This window comes from Rhodopila sp. (assembly GCF_965277165.1).
Taxonomy (GTDB): Bacteria; Pseudomonadota; Alphaproteobacteria; order Acetobacterales; family Acetobacteraceae; genus Rhodopila.
Genome location: NZ_CBDICE010000005.1, coordinates 234,006 through 249,872 on the forward strand (window position 1 = coordinate 234,006; position 15,867 = coordinate 249,872).

The window sequence follows — 15,867 nt, forward strand, 5'->3', positions numbered from 1 at the left end:
CTCAGCCGCGGCATGAAAGTTGCTGAAACGATCTCCAGCCGTTGACAGGATGATCGTCGGGCAAAAATGCGTATGATCGCCGCCCTGCTGCTTGCTTTGACCCTTGGCCTGGGGGCGTCGGTGCGCGCTTCCGCCTGGGCGGACGTGCGCATCAAGGATATCGCCGACGTCGAGGGCGTGCGCGAGAATCAGTTGATCGGCTATGGGCTTGTGGTCGGGCTGAACGGCACCGGCGACAAGCTGAACAACAACGTCTTTACCCGAGAATCGCTGATCGGGATGCTGGAACGCCTTGGCGTGAACACGCGCGACCAAGTCAACGCGCTGTCCACCAAGAACGTTGCCGCCGTGATGGTCACCGCCGAACTGCCCGCCTTCGCCCGAAGCGGCAGCCGTATTGACATCGCGGTCTCGGCGCTGGGCGACGCAACCAATCTGACAGGCGGCACGCTGCTGGTCACGCCCTTGCTCGCCGCCGACGGCGAGGTTTACGCGGTCGGCCAGGGCACCTTGACGACCGGGGCGATCGCCGCGCGCGGTGCCGCTGCATCGGTCACCCGTGGCGTGCCGACGGCGGCGCGCATAGCCAATGGCGCGACGGTCGAAAAGGAAGTTCCGTTCGAACTCGGGAAAGGCAATAGCCTGTGGCTGGGACTGCGCAATCCGGATTTGACGACGGCGCAGCGTATCGCCTCGGTTATCAACAGGACCGTCGGCCCGATCGCCAGGGTGAGCGATCCAAGAACGGTATTCCTCGAACTGGCCGGCCGCAACGCGATCGAGACGCTGGAGGCGATCGAGGATCTGCGGGTGGAACCCGATAACGCTGCGATCGTCGTGATCGACGAGGCCAGCGGCACAATCGTCATGGGAGCCAACGTGCGGATCAGCACGGTGGCGATCGCCCAGGGCAATCTGACCATCCGGGTCACCGAGACACCGGAGGTCAGCCAGCCCGGCCCGTTCTCCAAAGGCGGCAGCACGGTTGTGGTGCCGCGGACCAATATCCAGATCGATGATCAGCACGACAAGAAGCTGGGGATCCTGTCGTCGGGAGTGACGCTGCGCGATCTGGTGGCCAGCCTGAACGCGCTGGGCGTCGGTCCACGCGATCTGATCAGCATCCTGCAATCGATCAAGGCGGCCGGTGCGTTGCAGGCCGATCTGGAAGTGCGCTGATGACGAAGTTATCTGCCATGCCGCTTGCCCAGGCGGTGCTGCCCCCAACAGTCACCGCCCAACCGCTGCCAAGCGTGGCATCGTCCGCCCAGGGGGCCTCCCAAGGGGGCGCCCTAGGCGTGGCGGGAACCACCCGGCCCGGGCCGCCGCCCGATCCCGCCAAGGTCGCCAAATCGGCCCAGGACTTCGAGGCGATGGCGATTGGCCAATTGCTGCAACCGATGTTCGACACCGTCGATACCTCGCACGACCTGTTCGGCGGTGGTGCCGGCGAGGAGGCTTGGAAGCCGATGCTGGTGCAGGAATTCGCCAAGCAGATCGCCGCCCATGGCGGGCTGGGACTGGCCAAGCCGATTTACGAGGCGATGCTGCGCATGCAGGGGAACCGCCCGAAATGAGTAAGGATCTAGCCGAGTCAGCCCAGCGCATGGCGGACCTGCTGGCTGCGGAAAACGATGCGCTGAAACGCCTGGACTTTGCCGCCGCCACCGCACTGGTGACGGCCAAGGAACAGACGTTGGCCGACCTGGCCAAGCACCAGGGACGATCCACGCCCTCGCCGGCGCTGGCGGCGATCGGCCAGCTCGTGGCGAAACTGGCGGCCGAGAATCAACTGCTGCTGGAGCGTTCGATCGCAGTGCAGACCCGCATCGTCCGCATCGTCGCCCGAGCCTGCGCGCCGCCCCCATCGGTGGCACGATATGGCGGTCATGGCCGATCGACGACGCCGCGCGCAACTGCGGCGCTGGCGCTTTCCACCCGCGCCTGAAGCCAGCCGATCGTCGACCCGAACCGGGGCGCCGATGGCGGCCGTTGTGCCACGGTTGCGGCCTAAGTGAGCATCGGCGCCGGCTATTAACGGATTGGTAAACTTTGCAGTTTAGCCCTGTGGTGCCGCGAATCTCTCGGTGTCACGATGACCAGGGCGTCTCTATAATATGGCCAAGACCGCTCGCCAGACGTCCGACGGAGATATGTCCGGCATCCACAAGGCGTCGGTCCTGATGCTTGCGCTCGGCGAGGAGCACGCCGGCAAGCTGTTCGCCATGATGCACGAGGATGAGATCAGGACGATCTCCGCCCGCATGGCCCAACTCGGGGTGATCAACGCCGAGACCGTGGAAAGCCTGTGCGGCGCCTTCGTCGAGAACTTCGGTGCCACCGGCGGCATCATGGGCAGCTTCGAAAGCACCGAAAACCTGTTGATGAAGGCGCTGCCCAAGGACCGCGTCGTCCAGATCATGGAAGAGATCCGTGGTCCCGCCGGGCGCACCATGTGGGACAAGCTGGGCAACGTCAGCGAGGAGATCCTCGCCAGCTATCTGAAGAACGAATATCCGCAGACCGTCGCCGTCGTGCTTTCGATGGTCAAGGCCGACCATTCCGCCCGTGTTCTGACGTTGCTGCCCGACGCCTTCGCGATGGAGGTCGTCATGCGCATGCTGCGGATGGAATCGATCCAGAAGGACGTGCTGGAACGGGTCGAGCGGATCCTGCGCCAGGAGTTCATGTCCAACCTGGCACGAGCGTCACGCCAGGATTCGCACCAGTTGATCGCCGAGATCTTCAACAACTTTGACCGCAAGGCGGAGACCCGGTTCCTGGCCGGCCTAGAGGAGCGCAACCGCGAGTCGGCGGAGAAGGTGAAGTCGCAGATGTTCACCTTCGCCGACCTGACCCGGGTCACGCCAGCCGGGCTGCAGGTGCTGATCCGTCAGATCGACAAGGAAAAGCTGCCGGTTGCGCTGAAGGGCGCGCCCGAGGCGATCCGCACCCTGTTCCTGGCGCAGATGTCGGAGCGCGCCGGCAAGATGCTGCGCGACGACATCGCCGGCCTCGGCCCGGTGAAGATGAAGGACGTCGAGGATGCCCAGGCCTTGATCGCAAACCTGGCGAAGGACCTCGCATCCAGCGGCGAAATCGAGATCAGCAGCGGCAGCGACGACCGGATAATCGACTAGTTCCAGGCAGGGGTTGGCAAAATGACGACCAGCACGGTGTTCGCCGTCTTCGAGGACTTCAACGACCAACGCGACGAGCCTGCCGCGCCGATGATCGAGGATGAACGCATCTCGTCCGAGGAAGTCGGCGAGATTCGTCAGGCGGCCTGGACCGAGGGCTACCTGACGGCCCGTCAGGAACGCCTGACACACAGCGGCGATCGTCCGCTGACCGCCACCCTGCTGACAGCGGTACACGAACTGGAAGCCAGCACATCCGAAGCGGTCGGCGCCGCCGCCCTGGCAATGGCGGATCTGCTGGTCAACACGGTGATCGCGGCGACGTCGGAGAATTGGTCGGCACGGCTGCTCGAGCGGGTGCGCATGGTTGCCGATCGGATCAAGCCTGCCTTGACGGTGGCACCGCGGTTCGTGCTGCGCGACCGGCACGGCACCGAACAGCAGTTCGGCGATATTTCCGATCTGTCCCGGGTGCTGGAAGACGGCAGCGGCGAAGACGTCACAATCCGCTGGCATCGCGGTGAAGCCATAATCAGCCGCACCGCACTGCTCGAAGATCTGCGGGACGCCATCATTCCGCTGTCGGTGGCCCGCGCCGACCAGCAAGACGCCAGGAACCTGACATGAGCGAAACCACTCCCCCGGCCACCCCAGACTTTCGTGAACCTTCCGAGATCGGTTCGGTCAAGGAACTGGAGGCGGTTTACGACATCTCGGTCACCGTCAGCGCGGTGCTAGGCAAGGCGACCATGCAGGTGTCGCAGTTGCTCAAGCTGGGCCGCGGCGCCGTGGTCGAGCTTGACCGCCGGCTGGGCGAAGCGATCGACATCTACGTCAACAACCGCCTGATCGCCCGCGGCGAGGTGGTGATGGTCGATAACACCCGGCTGGGCGTGACGATGACCGAGATCGTCAAGTCGGAGCGCTCGCAGTGACAGCCTTTGCGTCGCCCGGGTTTCTGGTTGCCGACGATCTGGAGAGCATCCTGGCGGCCGACACCGATCGTTCTGACCGCAACGCGGCGTTGCCGACCGCCCGGCGGCCCGCCACGGCCGGCGACGGCCCGGTCTGGCGCGACCCGGTGATGCTGGAGGTGATGCAGCGCGCCCAGCGCATCGCCGGGTCGGACGCATCGGTCCTGGTGCAAGGTGAATCCGGCACCGGCAAGGAAGTGATTGCGCGCTATATCCACCGCAACTCGCGCCGCGCCAGCGGTCCGTTCATCGCCGTCAACTGCGCGGCGATCCCCGACCAACTGCTGGAATCGGAGTTGTTCGGCCACGAGCGAGGCGCGTTTTCCGGCGCCCTGGGCCAGCGCATCGGCAAGTTGGAGGCAGCACAGAACGGCACCATCCTGCTCGACGAAATCAGCGAGATCGACCGCCGGCTGCAGGCCAAGCTGCTGCGCGCGCTGCAGGAACGCGAGGTCGATCGGATCGGCGGACGCGCGCCGATCCGGTTGAACGTCCGCATCATCGCCACCACCAACCGCGACCTGGAACAGGAGGTCGCTCGGCAGACCTTCCGGGAGGATCTGTATTTCCGGCTCAACGTGGTCTCGGTCCAGCTTCCCAGCCTGCGTCACCGGCGCGAGGATATCCCCGCGCTGGCGCGGCATTTCATCGAGAAATACCGCGCAGAGGGCGGCCGATCCCCGCGCCAGTTGTCGCCCGCCGCGCTGGACGCGCTGATGGCACATGACTGGCCGGGCAATGTCCGCGAACTGGAAAATACCATCCACCGAGCGATCGTCCTGACGTCGGACAGTGTCATCAGCACCAAGGCGCTTGAAGTCGGACCCGCATCGAACGCGGCTTCAGCGTCGCGATCGTCGGATCCCGCCGCTGGTTTTATCGGCCGTCCGCTGCACATTGTGGAGCGCGATGTGATCATCGGCACGCTTCGGATGACCGGCGGCAACCGGACCAGGACCGCCGCCATGCTGGGGCTATCGATCCGGGCGCTGCGCAACAAGATCGGCCTTTATGCCGCCCAAGGGATCGAGGTCCCCCCCAGCACCGCCGCCAGAGCATGATTGCGGCCTCGGCGGAACCTTCAAGGCGCTTGAATGATGCGGCAAAACAAAGAGCTAGAGCATTTTCAGCATGCACGGTCATGCTGAAAATGCTCTAGGATCTCCTGAAGGAAGTTGCGGGTGGACGAGCTCTGGAACTCCCTGCTCGGTGGAATGAAGCCACTCAGGAAGATTATTCCCGGCGGCGACATCGGCCTGGCGCTGTGCGTGCTGTTCCAGCTTTCGATCCTGATCATGCCGATCCCGACGTTCCTGTTGGATATGGCGCTGGCGTTGTCGTTCATCGCCTCGATCCTGATCCTGCTGATATCGTTGTCGCTTGAACGGCCGCTGGACTTTTCCAGCCTGCCGACCTTGCTGCTGCTGACCACGATCCTGCGGCTGTCGCTGAACGTCGCCACCGCCCGGCTGATCCTGTCGCACGGCGCCGATGGTCCGTACGCCGCAGGGCGCGTGGTGGCGGCGTTCGGCAGTTTCCTGATGGGCGGCGACGTGGTGGTCGGCGTCATCGTCTTTTGCATGCTGCTGATGGTGAACTTCGTCGTCATCACCAAGGGCTCCAGCCGCATCGCCGAAGTCTCCGCGCGGTTCTACCTCGATGCCATGCCGGGCAAGCAGATGGCGATCGATGCCGATCTGTCGTCGGGCACCATCGACGAGCCGACCGCGCGGCTGCGCCGCGCCGAACTGTCCGAGGAGAGCGGCTTCTACGGCGCGATGGACGGTGCCAGCAAGTTCGTCCGCGGCGATGCGATCTCGGCATTGGTCATTACCCTGATCAATATCTTCGGCGGCCTGGCGATGGGTCTGCTGCGCGCGCATATGTCGATCGAAAGCGCGTTTTCGACCTTCACCACGCTGACGATCGGCGATGGGTTGGTTTCGCAGATCCCCGCGCTGCTGATTTCCACCGCGGCCGGCATCGTGGTGTCGAAGGGCGCGGTGCAGGGCAAGATGCACGGCAAGCTGGCCGCGCAACTGGGATCGAACGTCAATCCGCTGATGATGGCATCGGCCGCGGCCGGGCTGCTGGCGCTGTTGCCGGGTCTGCCGACGGTGCCGTTCTTGGCGGTGTCGGCGTTGTCCGGCGCGGCGGCCTGGCAGCGCTTCCTGGCGCGACGGTCCGAGTTGGTCGCCGCCGCGGTTCCGGTGGTTCAGTTGCCGGACAACAGCGCGGCGCAGGTGTCGCTGCTGGACGTGGTCCGGGTGGAGCTGGGCTATGGCCTGCTGGAACTTGCCAGCGGCATGAGCCAACAGCTTCCCGACCAGATCAAACGCTTGCGCCGGGCGTTGGCGACGGAATTGGGCTTTGTGCTGCCTTCCGTGCGAATCCAGGACAACGTCGAACTGGAGCCCTACAACTATGTCTTCGCGCTGAAGGAGATCTCCGCCGGGGCCGGCGCGCTTCGCCCGATGATGATGCTGGCGATCAGCCCGGGAGATCAGGCGATCGAGCTGCCCGGCGAAAAAACCGTGGAGCCGACCTTCGGCCTGCCGGCCTGCTGGATCACCCCCACGCTTGCCGATCAGGCCCGTTCGGCGAACTGGACCGTGGTCGATCCGGCGACCGTGCTGACCACCCATCTGGCCGAGGTGGTGAAGGAGAACATCGCGGAGTTCTTGTCCTATACCGAGACGCAAAAGATCTTGGCCAACCTGCCGCAAGAGCAGCAGAAACTGGTCGCCGACCTGGTTCCGTCCACCATCACCGTGGGCGGGCTACAACGCGTGCTGCAGATGTTGTTGGCGGAACGCATCTCCATCCGCGACATGCCGACCATCCTGGAAGCGGTCCAGGAGGCTTGCTCGATGAGCCTGAAATCGGTTGCATCGATCGTGGCCCATGTTCGGACCCGGCTCGCCAGACAGATCAGCGACAGCCTGACCGGGGCCGCCGGTTACCTGCCGGTCGTCGTTCTTTCCCAGGAATGGGAGGACACCCTGGCCGGGTCGCTGGTCGGCCCCGCGGACGATCGGCAACTTGCGCTGGGCCAGGAGAAGTTGCGCGAGCTGCTGGAGCGCATGCGGGTGGTGATCGATTCAGCCGTCAACAATGGCGAGAAGCCGGCGCTGCTGACCAGCATGCAGGTGCGCTATCACGTGCATTCCATCATCGATCGCATCCGCATGAATGTGCCGGTGATCGCGCAGGCCGAGGTGCATCGCCGAGCGAGGGTGAAGGTTGTCGGAACGATCTGAGTCATTGGCCTGGGAATTTCGCGTCGAACGGGGATGAATGCGGACAGGATCAACGCTGTCTCTGGCCTGAGATCGGCAAGACGGTTGTCGTTTCGAACCTGCTTGGTGCTGGTTTCTCGAACGGGTCCAGGGAAACCGCGGTCGCATCCTCACGCCGCCCGCTCAGTTCAGCATCGTTTTCAGGATATCCAACTGTGTCCGCACCCCATTGGCGACCGACCCCTCCGGCACCAAATCCAAAAACCGCTGGTAGCAATCCCGCGCCGCCGCCACCTGGTCCAGTTTCTGGTTCATCACCCCAGCCTGGCGCCAAAGCTCCGCCTGATCGGGCGCGATCAGCAGCATGTCCTCGGTGCACCGCAGCCCGCCGCGCAGGTCGCCGGCGTCCAGTCGCCGGGTCAGGATGTTGTTCTGCAGGCGCAGCAAAACCCTCCGCGTGCTCATCGGCTGCAGCAGGCCGGGCCGCAATTCGGCCTTGTCCCCCTCGACCCTTTTGAGTAACGCCCGCAACTCCCGGGCCGACATCACCTGGCCGCCGTTGAACACGTCGATCACCACCTGGGTCTTGTGCCCTTCCAGCGCGATCAGGAAATGCGACGGGAAGTCCACCCCATGGCTGCCCCACCCCGCCGCCCGAGCCGCGTGTAGCCAGATTACCCCAAGCGCCACCGGCAACCCGCGGCGCCGTTCGGTGACCCGGATCAGGTTGGCGTTGGCCGGGTGGTTGTAGGTCTCAACGTCGCCGGCATAGCCGAATTCACCGGTCAACAGATCGGCCAGCGCGGCGGCCCGGGCCGACAGGTTCTCCTTCTGCATTGCCAGAGCGTGCCCGACCGCGCCTTGCGCCAAATTTGACAGGTGGCGCGCCGCCCGCTGCCAGTCGGCGTCAGGCGCATCCACGCGCGCGAGTTGCAGGGCGGCGCTGCCGATATCGATCTCGGCATCCGCCAACTGGCCGATCGCGCTCAATGCCGCCCTGGGTTCGCTCATCCCACCCCACCGCTCCTACTCCGCAGCCTGCTCCGGTAGATAGATCTGTTTGCCGGCATCGACGAATTCAACGCTCTTTGCCTCCAGGCCGGCCATTCGCTCCGCTTCGACGCGTAGATCCTGGGTGATCTTCATCGAGCAGAACTTCGGCCCGCACATCGAACAGAAGTGAGCTACCTTATGCGCTTCCTTCGGCAGTGTCTCGTCGTGAAATGACCGTGCCGTGTCGGGATCGAGCGACAGGTTGAACTGGTCCTCCCAGCGGAACTCGAACCGCGCTCGGCTGACCGCGTCGTCGCGCAGCTTGGCCGCCGGATGGCCCTTCGCCAGATCGGCGGCATGCGCCGCTATCCGGTATGTAATGACACCTGTCTTGACGTCGTCCCGATTGGGCAACCCCAGATGCTCCTTCGGCGTGACGTAGCAGAGCATCGCGGTGCCGAACCAGCCGATCATCGCCGCCCCGATCGCGCTGGTGATGTGGTCGTAGCCCGGCGCGATGTCGGTGGTCAGCGGCCCCAGCGTATAGAACGGAGCCTCGCCGCATTCGCGCAGTTGCTTGTCCATGTTGACCTTGATCTTGTGCATCGGCACGTGGCCGGGGCCCTCGATCATCACCTGGCAACCCTTGTCCCAGGCCACCTTGGTCAGTTCACCGAGCGTCTCCAGTTCACCGAACTGGGCCGCGTCGTTGGCGTCGGCGTTGGACCCGGGACGCAGACCATCACCCAGGGAGAACGACACATCGTATTTGCGCATGATGTCGCAAATCTCGTCGAAGCGCTCATACAGGAAGCTCTCCTTGTGCCGCGACAGGCACCACTTCGCCATGATAGACCCGCCCCGCGACACGATTCCGGTAACCCGCTTCGCCGTCAGCGGCACGTATTGCAGCCGCACGCCGGCATGGATGGTGAAGTAGTCGACGCCCTGTTCGGCCTGCTCGATCAGGGTGTCCTTGAACACCTCCCAGTCCAGTTTGGTCGGATCGCCATCGACCTTCTCCAGTGCCTGGTAAATCGGCACAGTACCAATCGGTACCGGCGCGTTGCGCATGATCCAGCCGCGAATGTTGTGGATGTTGCGCCCCGTCGAAAGGTCCATCACCGTGTCCCCGCCCCAGCGGATCGCCCAGACAAGCTTCTCGACCTCCTCGGCGACACCCGATGTCACCGCCGAATTGCCGATATTGGCGTTGATCTTCACCAGGAAGTTGCGCCCGATGATGACCGGCTCCAATTCCGGGTGGTTGATGTTTGCCGGGATGATCGCCCGCCCCAGCGCGATCTCGCTGCGCACGAATTCCGGCGTGATGAAGGCCGGAATCTCGGCACCGAAGCTTTCGCCGTCGGCGACGCGCTCCTCGGCGCCCACGGCCATCTTCGCGCGGCCCATGTTCTCGCGATGCGCGACGTAGATCATTTCCTCGGTGATGATGCCGGCCCGCGCGAACTCGTACTGCGTGACCATCTGGCCGGGCTTGCCGCCGAAGATCGGCAACTCGGCGGGGCAAGCGGGAACCATCTTGTCGCCGCCGATATTGCCGTTGTCCTCGGGCCGCACCGCGCGCGGGGTGATCCTGTCGAAGGCGCGCCGGGCGATCCATTCGCGGCGGATCGGCGGCAACCCGGCCTCCAGATCGACCGTCACCGATGGATCGGTATAGACGCCCGAGCAGTCATACGCCCGGTACGGATCCTCCTTGGCGCTGGGATCGAGAGCGATCTCGCGGAACGGCACCAGGATATCCGGCCGGCCCTCCGGGCTGCTGTAGACCTTGCGGGACCCTGCAATCGGACCGGTGGTCACCGAACTTGGGCGGGTGGTGGACTTCGACTGGACCGTCATGGACCTCTCCTTCGTCAAGCCAGCGGCGCGGTGGCCGGCGGCGGCAGGCCGGGGGGGGTGCCGGCGGCGAAACGAGAGGGGTCGAATGATGTTGACCCGTCCCTACGCCGGCATGACCCGGATCAGGTTCAAGGGTCATCGCACCACCGTTATGCCGGTCTGCAGCGATATCTCAGCCCCGCTGGTGGGGCACCCCTGGGTAATGTAGAAGGATGCGGCGGTCAGGCCAGCGGTGTCAAATCGATATGCGAGGCAGATCTGCCACCAGTGGAGCGGGTGACGGGAATCGAACCCGCACAGCCAGCTTGGAAGGCTGGGACTCTACCATTGAGCTACACCCGCATCCGAGTGCGAAACCTAACGGCACCGTCGCTGATGCGCAATCACCGCTTTCCCGTGAGCTGCGCGCTTAAACCGCGGCAGCGGCCGGCCACGACGGGCCACTGCTTGCCGGCCACGAGCCGCTCGGCGTAGCTGGGTTGGATGATGGCCAGGTCGCACGTTGTAATCGGCCTCGGGGCGTGGATCGTCGCCGCGCCCGCGCTGCATTTGCCAAGCCTCGGCCCGACCTATCTCGCGCTCGCTGTCGCCGGGTCGCTGCTTCCCGACATCGACCATCCGAAATCCTGGGTCGGCCGACGCACCCGTCCGGTTTCGACCGCGATCGCATCGGCCCTCGGCCATCGCGGGATTACCCACTCTGCGATCGCCATCATCGCGCTGGCGGGGCTGCTGCTGCAAGCCGGCTACCGACGCGGCGGCGTGGCCGCGCTGGCGGTCGGTTATCTGTCGCATTTGGCCGCCGACATGCTGACGCCGCGCGGTCTGCGGCTGGGCTGGCCGTCGCGGCGAACCTGGGGGTTGCCATTGTGCCGTGCCGATTCGGGCATGGAGGCGGTCGTCGTGACCGCGGTGGTCGGCGGAATTGCGTGGTGGCTGCTGACGCGCCGGATTTCCGAACTAGCGGCTTGGCGTCCCTAGCCGCGATCCCATACGGCCACAATGAGGCTCCGAACGGCGTGCAGGTCATCGACCACCACGGTGCAAAGCGCTCGGATTTCATCCGTGTGAGCCACAAGGTCAGGCACCATCGCGACCATCATGCCGGCGGCATGGGCGGATTGCACGCCGTTGAAGGAATCTTCCAGCGCCAGGCAGAGCGGCGGCTCCACGCCCAGGCGCTCGGCAGCCATCAGATAAGGGTCGGCCGCCGGCTTGCCGACCGCGTAGTCGCCTTGCGAGACGATCGCGTCGAATCGCGCAGCCAGATCATGGGCCGCCAGATGATGCCGCACCGTGCTTAAGGAGGACGACGTGGCGATCGCCCGGGGAAGCCGGATTGCGTCGAGCGTATCGAGTAACTCGATGGCTCCCGGCTTTAACGCAAGCCGGGTTGCCGCCATCAGGTCAAAATGTCGCATCCACATCGTGCGGAATGTATCGACCGGAAACCCGACGCCGTAGTGATCCAGCAGCAGGATCTTGTTACTCTGCCACACCCCACCCAACATCCGGCGGAAAAGTTCCGGTGTCATATCATGACCGCACTCGGTCGCGGCGACCATGATGGCTTCTTCGTATAGCGCCTCAGTATCGAACAGCAGCCCATCCATGTCGAAGACGACGGCTGCGGGGATCGAGGGAAGCTGCATCGCCTTATCCAACAACAGGCAGCCGGCCGTGGCAACGAAACAGCGGCCAATCAGGGCCGGCTGGCGCAGGCTTCGGCCGTCCACCGGTCGGTGATGTCGTTCGCAGCCGTTCTTCTGCCGTGCCATCACCACCGGCTCGATGCATGTGCGATCAATTGACCTGCCACCCATAACCCTTGCCCCCGGCGCGACCCTGCGCTAAACGCCGCCCCGCGCCGGCACCCCTGGAGGCCGGCGCTCGTCATTTGGGAGCATACCATGGCCAACGTTGTCACAATCGAGGCCGAGGTGCGTGCGCGAAGCGGTAAGGGGGCGGCGCGGGCGACTCGGCGTGCAGGCAAGGTGCCTGCGGTTATCTATGGCGGCAAGCAGGAACCCAACCTGATCGAACTTGACCCGCGCGTGGTGATCCGCGAACTGCGCAAGCCTGGCTGGCAGTCTCGCCTCTATGAAATCACCGGCGGCGCCGCGCCGACCCGAGCGCTGATTCGCGGCGTGCAATTCCATCCGGTCTCCGACGCGCCGGAGCACGTCGATTTCCAACGCCTGGTCGCCGGACAGCGTATCAAGGTCGCGGTCCCGGTGCATTTCGAGAATGATGGCATCAGCCCAGGCATCAAGCGCGGCGCGGTGCTCAACGTCGTTCGCCACGCGGTGGAGGTGTATTGCGACGCCGACCACATCCCAGAGCAGTTCACCGCCGACCTCGGGCCGTTGGACTTCAACGACAACGTCCGCTGGCACGACCTGAAGGGCACCCAGAACGTCAAGCCGGTGATCGACCGCGACTTCGTGGTGGCGACGGTGGTGCCGCCAACGAAGATCGAGGTCGTTGCCGAAGCCAGCGCCGCCCCAGCCGCCGCGCCCGCGAAAGCGGCGGCCCCGGCGAAGGCGCCCGCCAAGAAGGGTTGATCCGATGCCGGCTTGCCGGCCTTGTGTAGCGGGGCGCCTTCGCCCCGAAGCGCGTCGTCGGATGGGGACCACCCGCGCCGGGCACCCGGCATGACCCCGCAGCTCTGGGTTGGGCTCGGCAACCCGGAGCCGGGCATGGCGGCCAACCGTCATAACATCGGCTTCATGGCGTTGGATGTGATGGCGATGCGCCACGGTTTTTCGCCCTGGCGGCGCCGGTTCAAGGGCCTGGCCGCGGATGGCAGCATTGCGGGGACGAAAATCCTGGCGCTGAAGCCATTGACCTATATGAACAGCTCCGGCGAATCGGTGCACGAGGCGGCAGCATTCTACAAGCTGCCGCCCGAGGCGATCGTCGCGTTCCACGATGAACTCGACCTCGCGCCGGGCAAGATGCGGGTGAAGAAAGGTGGCGGCGCGGCCGGCCATAACGGCTTGCGCAGCATGGACCGGATGCTGGGAATCCAGGACTACTGGCGCGTGCGCCTCGGCATCGGCCACCCCGGGTCGAAGGAGCGCGTGCTGGGCTACGTGTTAGGCAACTTCGGCGCCGAGGACCAAGCCTGGCTGATCGCGCTGCTGGACGCGGTGGCCGACGCCGCCGATCTGCTGGCCCAAGGCAGGCAGGCTGACTTTATGACCAACGTCGCCCTGCACACACAGGATACGCGCTGATGGGTTTCAACTGCGGCATCGTCGGGCTGCCCAACGTCGGCAAATCGACCCTGTTCAACGCGCTGACCGCGACCGCCGCGGCACAGGCGGCGAACTACCCGTTCTGCACGATCGAGCCCAATGTCGGCCGCGTCGCCGTGCCCGACCCCCGTCTGGGCGTGCTCGCCGAGATCGGCAAGTCGGCCAAAATCGTCCCCACCAGCCTGGAATTCGTCGATATCGCCGGACTGGTGCGCGGCGCCTCCAACGGCGAGGGGCTCGGCAATCAGTTCCTCGCCAATATCCGCGAGGTCGATGCCATCATCCATGTGCTGCGCTGCTTCGAGGATAGCGACATTACCCATGTCGAGGGCTCGATCGACCCGCTGCGCGACATCGAGGTGGTGGAAACCGAGCTGATGCTGTCCGACCTGGAAAGCCTGGAACGGCGGTTGGTGCAGGCGCAGAAGCGTGCGCGCGGCGGCGACAAGGACAGCGTCGCGGCGGTAGCCGTCATGCAGCCGCTGGTGACCGCACTGCAGGCGGGGCGCCCGGCCCGTTCGGCGATCTCGCCGGGCGAGGAAGAAGCGGTGCGACGCCTGCAACTGCTGACCTCGAAGCCGGTGCTTTACGTCTGCAACGTGGAGGAGGCGTCGGCGGCGTCGGGCAACGCATTCTCCGACCGGGTACACGCCTGGGCGACGACTCAGGCGGCGCCGACGATCGTGGTATCGGCCGCCATCGAGGCTGAGGTGTCGCAGTTGCCCGAGGCCGACCGCGCGGCGTTCCTGGAAACGCTGGGGTCGACCCAGAGCGGGTTGGACCAGGTAATCCGCGCCGGCTACGACCTGCTGGCGCTGCTGACCTACTTCACGTGCGGTCCGAAAGAGACGCGAGCCTGGACCATCACCCGGGGAACCCGCGCGCCGCAAAGCGCCGGCGTGATCCACAAGGACTTCGAGCGTGGTTTCATCGCCTGCGAAACCATCGCCTACGCCGACTTTGTGGCCCATCGCGGTGAGCAGGGTGCGAAGGAGGCAGGCAAGATGCGGGTCGAGGGCAAGACCTACGAGGTCAGGGATGGCGACGTGCTGTTGTTCCGCTTCAACGTTTAGCGGCATTGGTCCGGTCACTCCGGTTTTGACCGCTCAGACCTCGCGCACCAACGGGAGCTTGGTGCCGGCCACCCGCCGCTCCGCCAGCACCTCACCGCGGAAGCGAAACAGCTTGGCGGGACGCCCACCGGTCTCGGTCGTCACTTCACCGGTTTCCTCGACGAGGTCCTGCTGATCGATCAGCCGGCGGAAATTCTGTTTGTGCAACAGCCGTCCCGCCAACGCCTCAACCGACCGCTGCAACTGCAACAGCGTAAACGCCGGCGGCATCAGTTCGAACACCACCGGCCGGTATTTGATCTTGGCGCGCAGCCGAGCAATCCCGGTGGCCAGGATGCGGCGATAGTCATGGCGCATCGGTTCGCCCGACGCCGCGCTCAGCGCAGCCGGCAGTGGCGCCCCCTGGCGGCGGCCCTCCGCGACCATGCCGGCCTCCCACAAAAGTTCATATCGCTGCAACACCAGTTCCTCGTTCCAGCGTTGCCCATGCAGACCGCAATTGATGCTGATCCGGCGCTCCCGGTCGCGCCGGGCCAGCGGGTCGCGGGCACTTCCCGCCCAGTCCGCCAGCGCCGACGCCAGCGACCCGTCCCCCGTTCTGGCGCCAGCGCGCACGTCCTCCCACGGAAAGAACCGGTACCAGGGTTGCCAGGCCGCGTCCCACCCTGCCACCACCGGAGCCTCCCGTGTCAGGCCCAGGTAACTGACCGACACCACGCGCCCGGTCGTGCCCTGCTTCCGGTCCTGATCGGCGAAGGTGTAGAGTTGCTCGACATATCCCAACGGATGATGCGTCTGCGTCTCCACCCAGGTACGCAGCCCGGCCTGCAGCGAGCGATGGTCAGGTTCGAACGGCCCCGACGGCAGCGCCTCGCCGCTGTCGATTGTCAGCACCCTAGGGTGTCCGCCGGTCACGGCAACGATCACCGCGGTCAACTCCGCCGCGACCGCCGCGTTATGGACCCCCGAACCGGCACCTCCCGAATCGGTAACTCGCGCGCCCACGCTTTGCGCAGCGGAAAGCGCCACGCGGTCGCCAGCGATCCCGGTAGGCTGCCCTCTTGAACCGTCGGCTTGATGATCCGGCATGGCCGCTTGTCGCACGCCGGCGGCGCTGCTCGCTACCGCGAAATCCAGCCGCCTTTAGCGACCTTTAAGCGCGGCGTCGCTGATCGCGGCGCCGGCGCCCAGCACCATCGCCTGGGTCGCCATGGTCATGATCGCGGTGCCGATCATCATCCCCACCAGCCAGGACCCATCCGGGCGGCGCGGCGGTGGATCACTTGTAGTCCGGTGACGCTGCATCATTATCCCCTATGAGT

At 65.2% G+C, this 15,867-nt stretch carries 17 protein-coding genes, 1 tRNA gene and 1 riboswitch; of the genes, 12 read left to right on the forward strand and 6 right to left on the reverse strand.

The window, feature by feature from the left end; genetic code table 11:
- Positions 1 to 72 precede the first annotated feature (72 nt).
- The 8 genes from ACQY4Y_RS01465 (at position 73) to flhA (ending at position 7,374) form a co-directional block, all read left to right on the forward strand.
- Entirely contained in the window at positions 73 to 1,179 is a 1,107-nt protein-coding gene (locus ACQY4Y_RS01465) for a flagellar basal body P-ring protein FlgI (RefSeq protein ID WP_428490711.1), read from the forward strand.
- A complete protein-coding gene (locus ACQY4Y_RS01470; RefSeq protein WP_428488798.1) occupies positions 1,179 to 1,577 on the forward strand; it encodes a rod-binding protein in 399 nt (132 codons plus the stop codon). The genes ACQY4Y_RS01465 and ACQY4Y_RS01470 overlap by 1 nt, the downstream gene beginning before the upstream one ends.
- Positions 1,574 to 1,948, forward strand: coding sequence for a hypothetical protein (locus tag ACQY4Y_RS01475; RefSeq protein ID WP_428488799.1), 375 nt, complete (start codon positions 1,574 to 1,576; stop codon positions 1,946 to 1,948). The genes ACQY4Y_RS01470 and ACQY4Y_RS01475 overlap by 4 nt, the downstream gene beginning before the upstream one ends.
- Before the next feature lie 169 nt (positions 1,949 to 2,117).
- Complete coding sequence (locus tag ACQY4Y_RS01480) at positions 2,118 to 3,140, forward strand: flagellar motor switch protein FliG (RefSeq protein WP_428488800.1); 1,023 nt, start codon at positions 2,118 to 2,120, stop codon at positions 3,138 to 3,140.
- Between the two features lie 21 nt (positions 3,141 to 3,161).
- On the forward strand, positions 3,162 to 3,767 hold the full coding sequence (locus ACQY4Y_RS01485; protein WP_428488801.1) for a hypothetical protein: 606 nt from the start codon (positions 3,162 to 3,164) through the stop codon (positions 3,765 to 3,767).
- On the forward strand, positions 3,764 to 4,075 hold the full coding sequence (gene fliN, locus ACQY4Y_RS01490; protein ID WP_428488802.1) for a flagellar motor switch protein FliN: 312 nt from the start codon (positions 3,764 to 3,766) through the stop codon (positions 4,073 to 4,075). The genes ACQY4Y_RS01485 and fliN overlap by 4 nt, the downstream gene beginning before the upstream one ends.
- Positions 4,072 to 5,175 (forward strand): sigma-54 interaction domain-containing protein, encoded by a 1,104-nt coding sequence (locus tag ACQY4Y_RS01495; RefSeq protein ID WP_428488803.1) that lies wholly within the window; start codon positions 4,072 to 4,074, stop codon positions 5,173 to 5,175. Before fliN ends, ACQY4Y_RS01495 begins: the two co-directional genes overlap by 4 nt.
- A 120-nt stretch (positions 5,176 to 5,295) precedes the next feature.
- Positions 5,296 to 7,374: a flagellar biosynthesis protein FlhA gene (gene flhA, locus ACQY4Y_RS01500; RefSeq protein WP_428488804.1), complete on the forward strand. Its 2,079-nt coding sequence runs from the start codon at positions 5,296 to 5,298 to the stop codon at positions 7,372 to 7,374.
- 162 nt (positions 7,375 to 7,536) lie between these two features.
- Here flhA and ACQY4Y_RS01505 read toward each other — a convergent pair whose 3' ends face one another.
- The 3 genes from ACQY4Y_RS01505 to ACQY4Y_RS01515 all read right to left on the reverse strand — a co-directional run bounded on the left by ACQY4Y_RS01505 (position 7,537) and on the right by ACQY4Y_RS01515 (position 10,554).
- A complete protein-coding gene (locus ACQY4Y_RS01505) occupies positions 7,537 to 8,364 on the reverse strand; it encodes a SirB1 family protein (protein ID WP_428488805.1) in 828 nt (275 codons plus the stop codon).
- Positions 8,365 to 8,379: 15 nt separating this feature from the next.
- Positions 8,380 to 10,212, reverse strand: a complete 1,833-nt coding sequence (gene thiC, locus ACQY4Y_RS01510) for a phosphomethylpyrimidine synthase ThiC (protein ID WP_428488806.1) — start codon at positions 10,210 to 10,212, stop codon at positions 8,380 to 8,382.
- 81 nt (positions 10,213 to 10,293) lie between these two features.
- A riboswitch (TPP riboswitch) is annotated at positions 10,294 to 10,419 on the reverse strand.
- A gap of 61 nt (positions 10,420 to 10,480) precedes the next feature.
- Positions 10,481 to 10,554: transfer RNA gene (locus ACQY4Y_RS01515), tRNA-Gly, on the reverse strand.
- A 144-nt stretch (positions 10,555 to 10,698) separates the two neighbouring features.
- Here ACQY4Y_RS01515 and ACQY4Y_RS01520 point away from each other — a divergent pair.
- Positions 10,699 to 11,193 (forward strand): metal-dependent hydrolase, encoded by a 495-nt coding sequence (locus ACQY4Y_RS01520; RefSeq protein ID WP_428488807.1) that lies wholly within the window; start codon positions 10,699 to 10,701, stop codon positions 11,191 to 11,193.
- On the opposite strand, the gene ACQY4Y_RS01525 is transcribed toward ACQY4Y_RS01520, so the two are convergent.
- Positions 11,190 to 11,990 carry an HAD family hydrolase gene (locus tag ACQY4Y_RS01525; RefSeq protein WP_428488808.1) on the reverse strand — a complete coding sequence of 267 codons (801 nt, stop codon included), beginning with the start codon at positions 11,988 to 11,990 and terminating at the stop codon, positions 11,190 to 11,192. The two genes, ACQY4Y_RS01520 and ACQY4Y_RS01525, sit on opposite strands and share 4 nt — an antisense overlap.
- A gap of 132 nt (positions 11,991 to 12,122) precedes the next feature.
- Here ACQY4Y_RS01525 and ACQY4Y_RS01530 point away from each other — a divergent pair, with 132 nt between their 5' ends.
- The 3 genes from ACQY4Y_RS01530 to ychF all read left to right on the forward strand — a co-directional run bounded on the left by ACQY4Y_RS01530 (position 12,123) and on the right by ychF (position 14,545).
- Positions 12,123 to 12,776 (forward strand): 50S ribosomal protein L25/general stress protein Ctc, encoded by a 654-nt coding sequence (locus ACQY4Y_RS01530; RefSeq protein ID WP_428488809.1) that lies wholly within the window; start codon positions 12,123 to 12,125, stop codon positions 12,774 to 12,776.
- A gap of 90 nt (positions 12,777 to 12,866) precedes the next feature.
- Positions 12,867 to 13,451 (forward strand): aminoacyl-tRNA hydrolase, encoded by a 585-nt coding sequence (pth, locus tag ACQY4Y_RS01535; protein ID WP_428488810.1) that lies wholly within the window; start codon positions 12,867 to 12,869, stop codon positions 13,449 to 13,451.
- Positions 13,451 to 14,545 (forward strand): redox-regulated ATPase YchF, encoded by a 1,095-nt coding sequence (ychF, locus tag ACQY4Y_RS01540; RefSeq protein ID WP_428488811.1) that lies wholly within the window; start codon positions 13,451 to 13,453, stop codon positions 14,543 to 14,545. The genes pth and ychF overlap by 1 nt, the downstream gene beginning before the upstream one ends.
- Before the next feature lie 33 nt (positions 14,546 to 14,578).
- Here ychF and ACQY4Y_RS01545 read toward each other — a convergent pair whose 3' ends face one another.
- A complete protein-coding gene (locus tag ACQY4Y_RS01545; protein WP_428490712.1) occupies positions 14,579 to 15,481 on the reverse strand; it encodes an NUDIX hydrolase in 903 nt (300 codons plus the stop codon).
- A 207-nt stretch (positions 15,482 to 15,688) separates the two neighbouring features.
- Complete coding sequence (locus ACQY4Y_RS01550; protein ID WP_428488812.1) at positions 15,689 to 15,850, reverse strand: hypothetical protein; 162 nt, start codon at positions 15,848 to 15,850, stop codon at positions 15,689 to 15,691.
- Between the last annotated feature and the right edge of the window lie 17 nt (positions 15,851 to 15,867).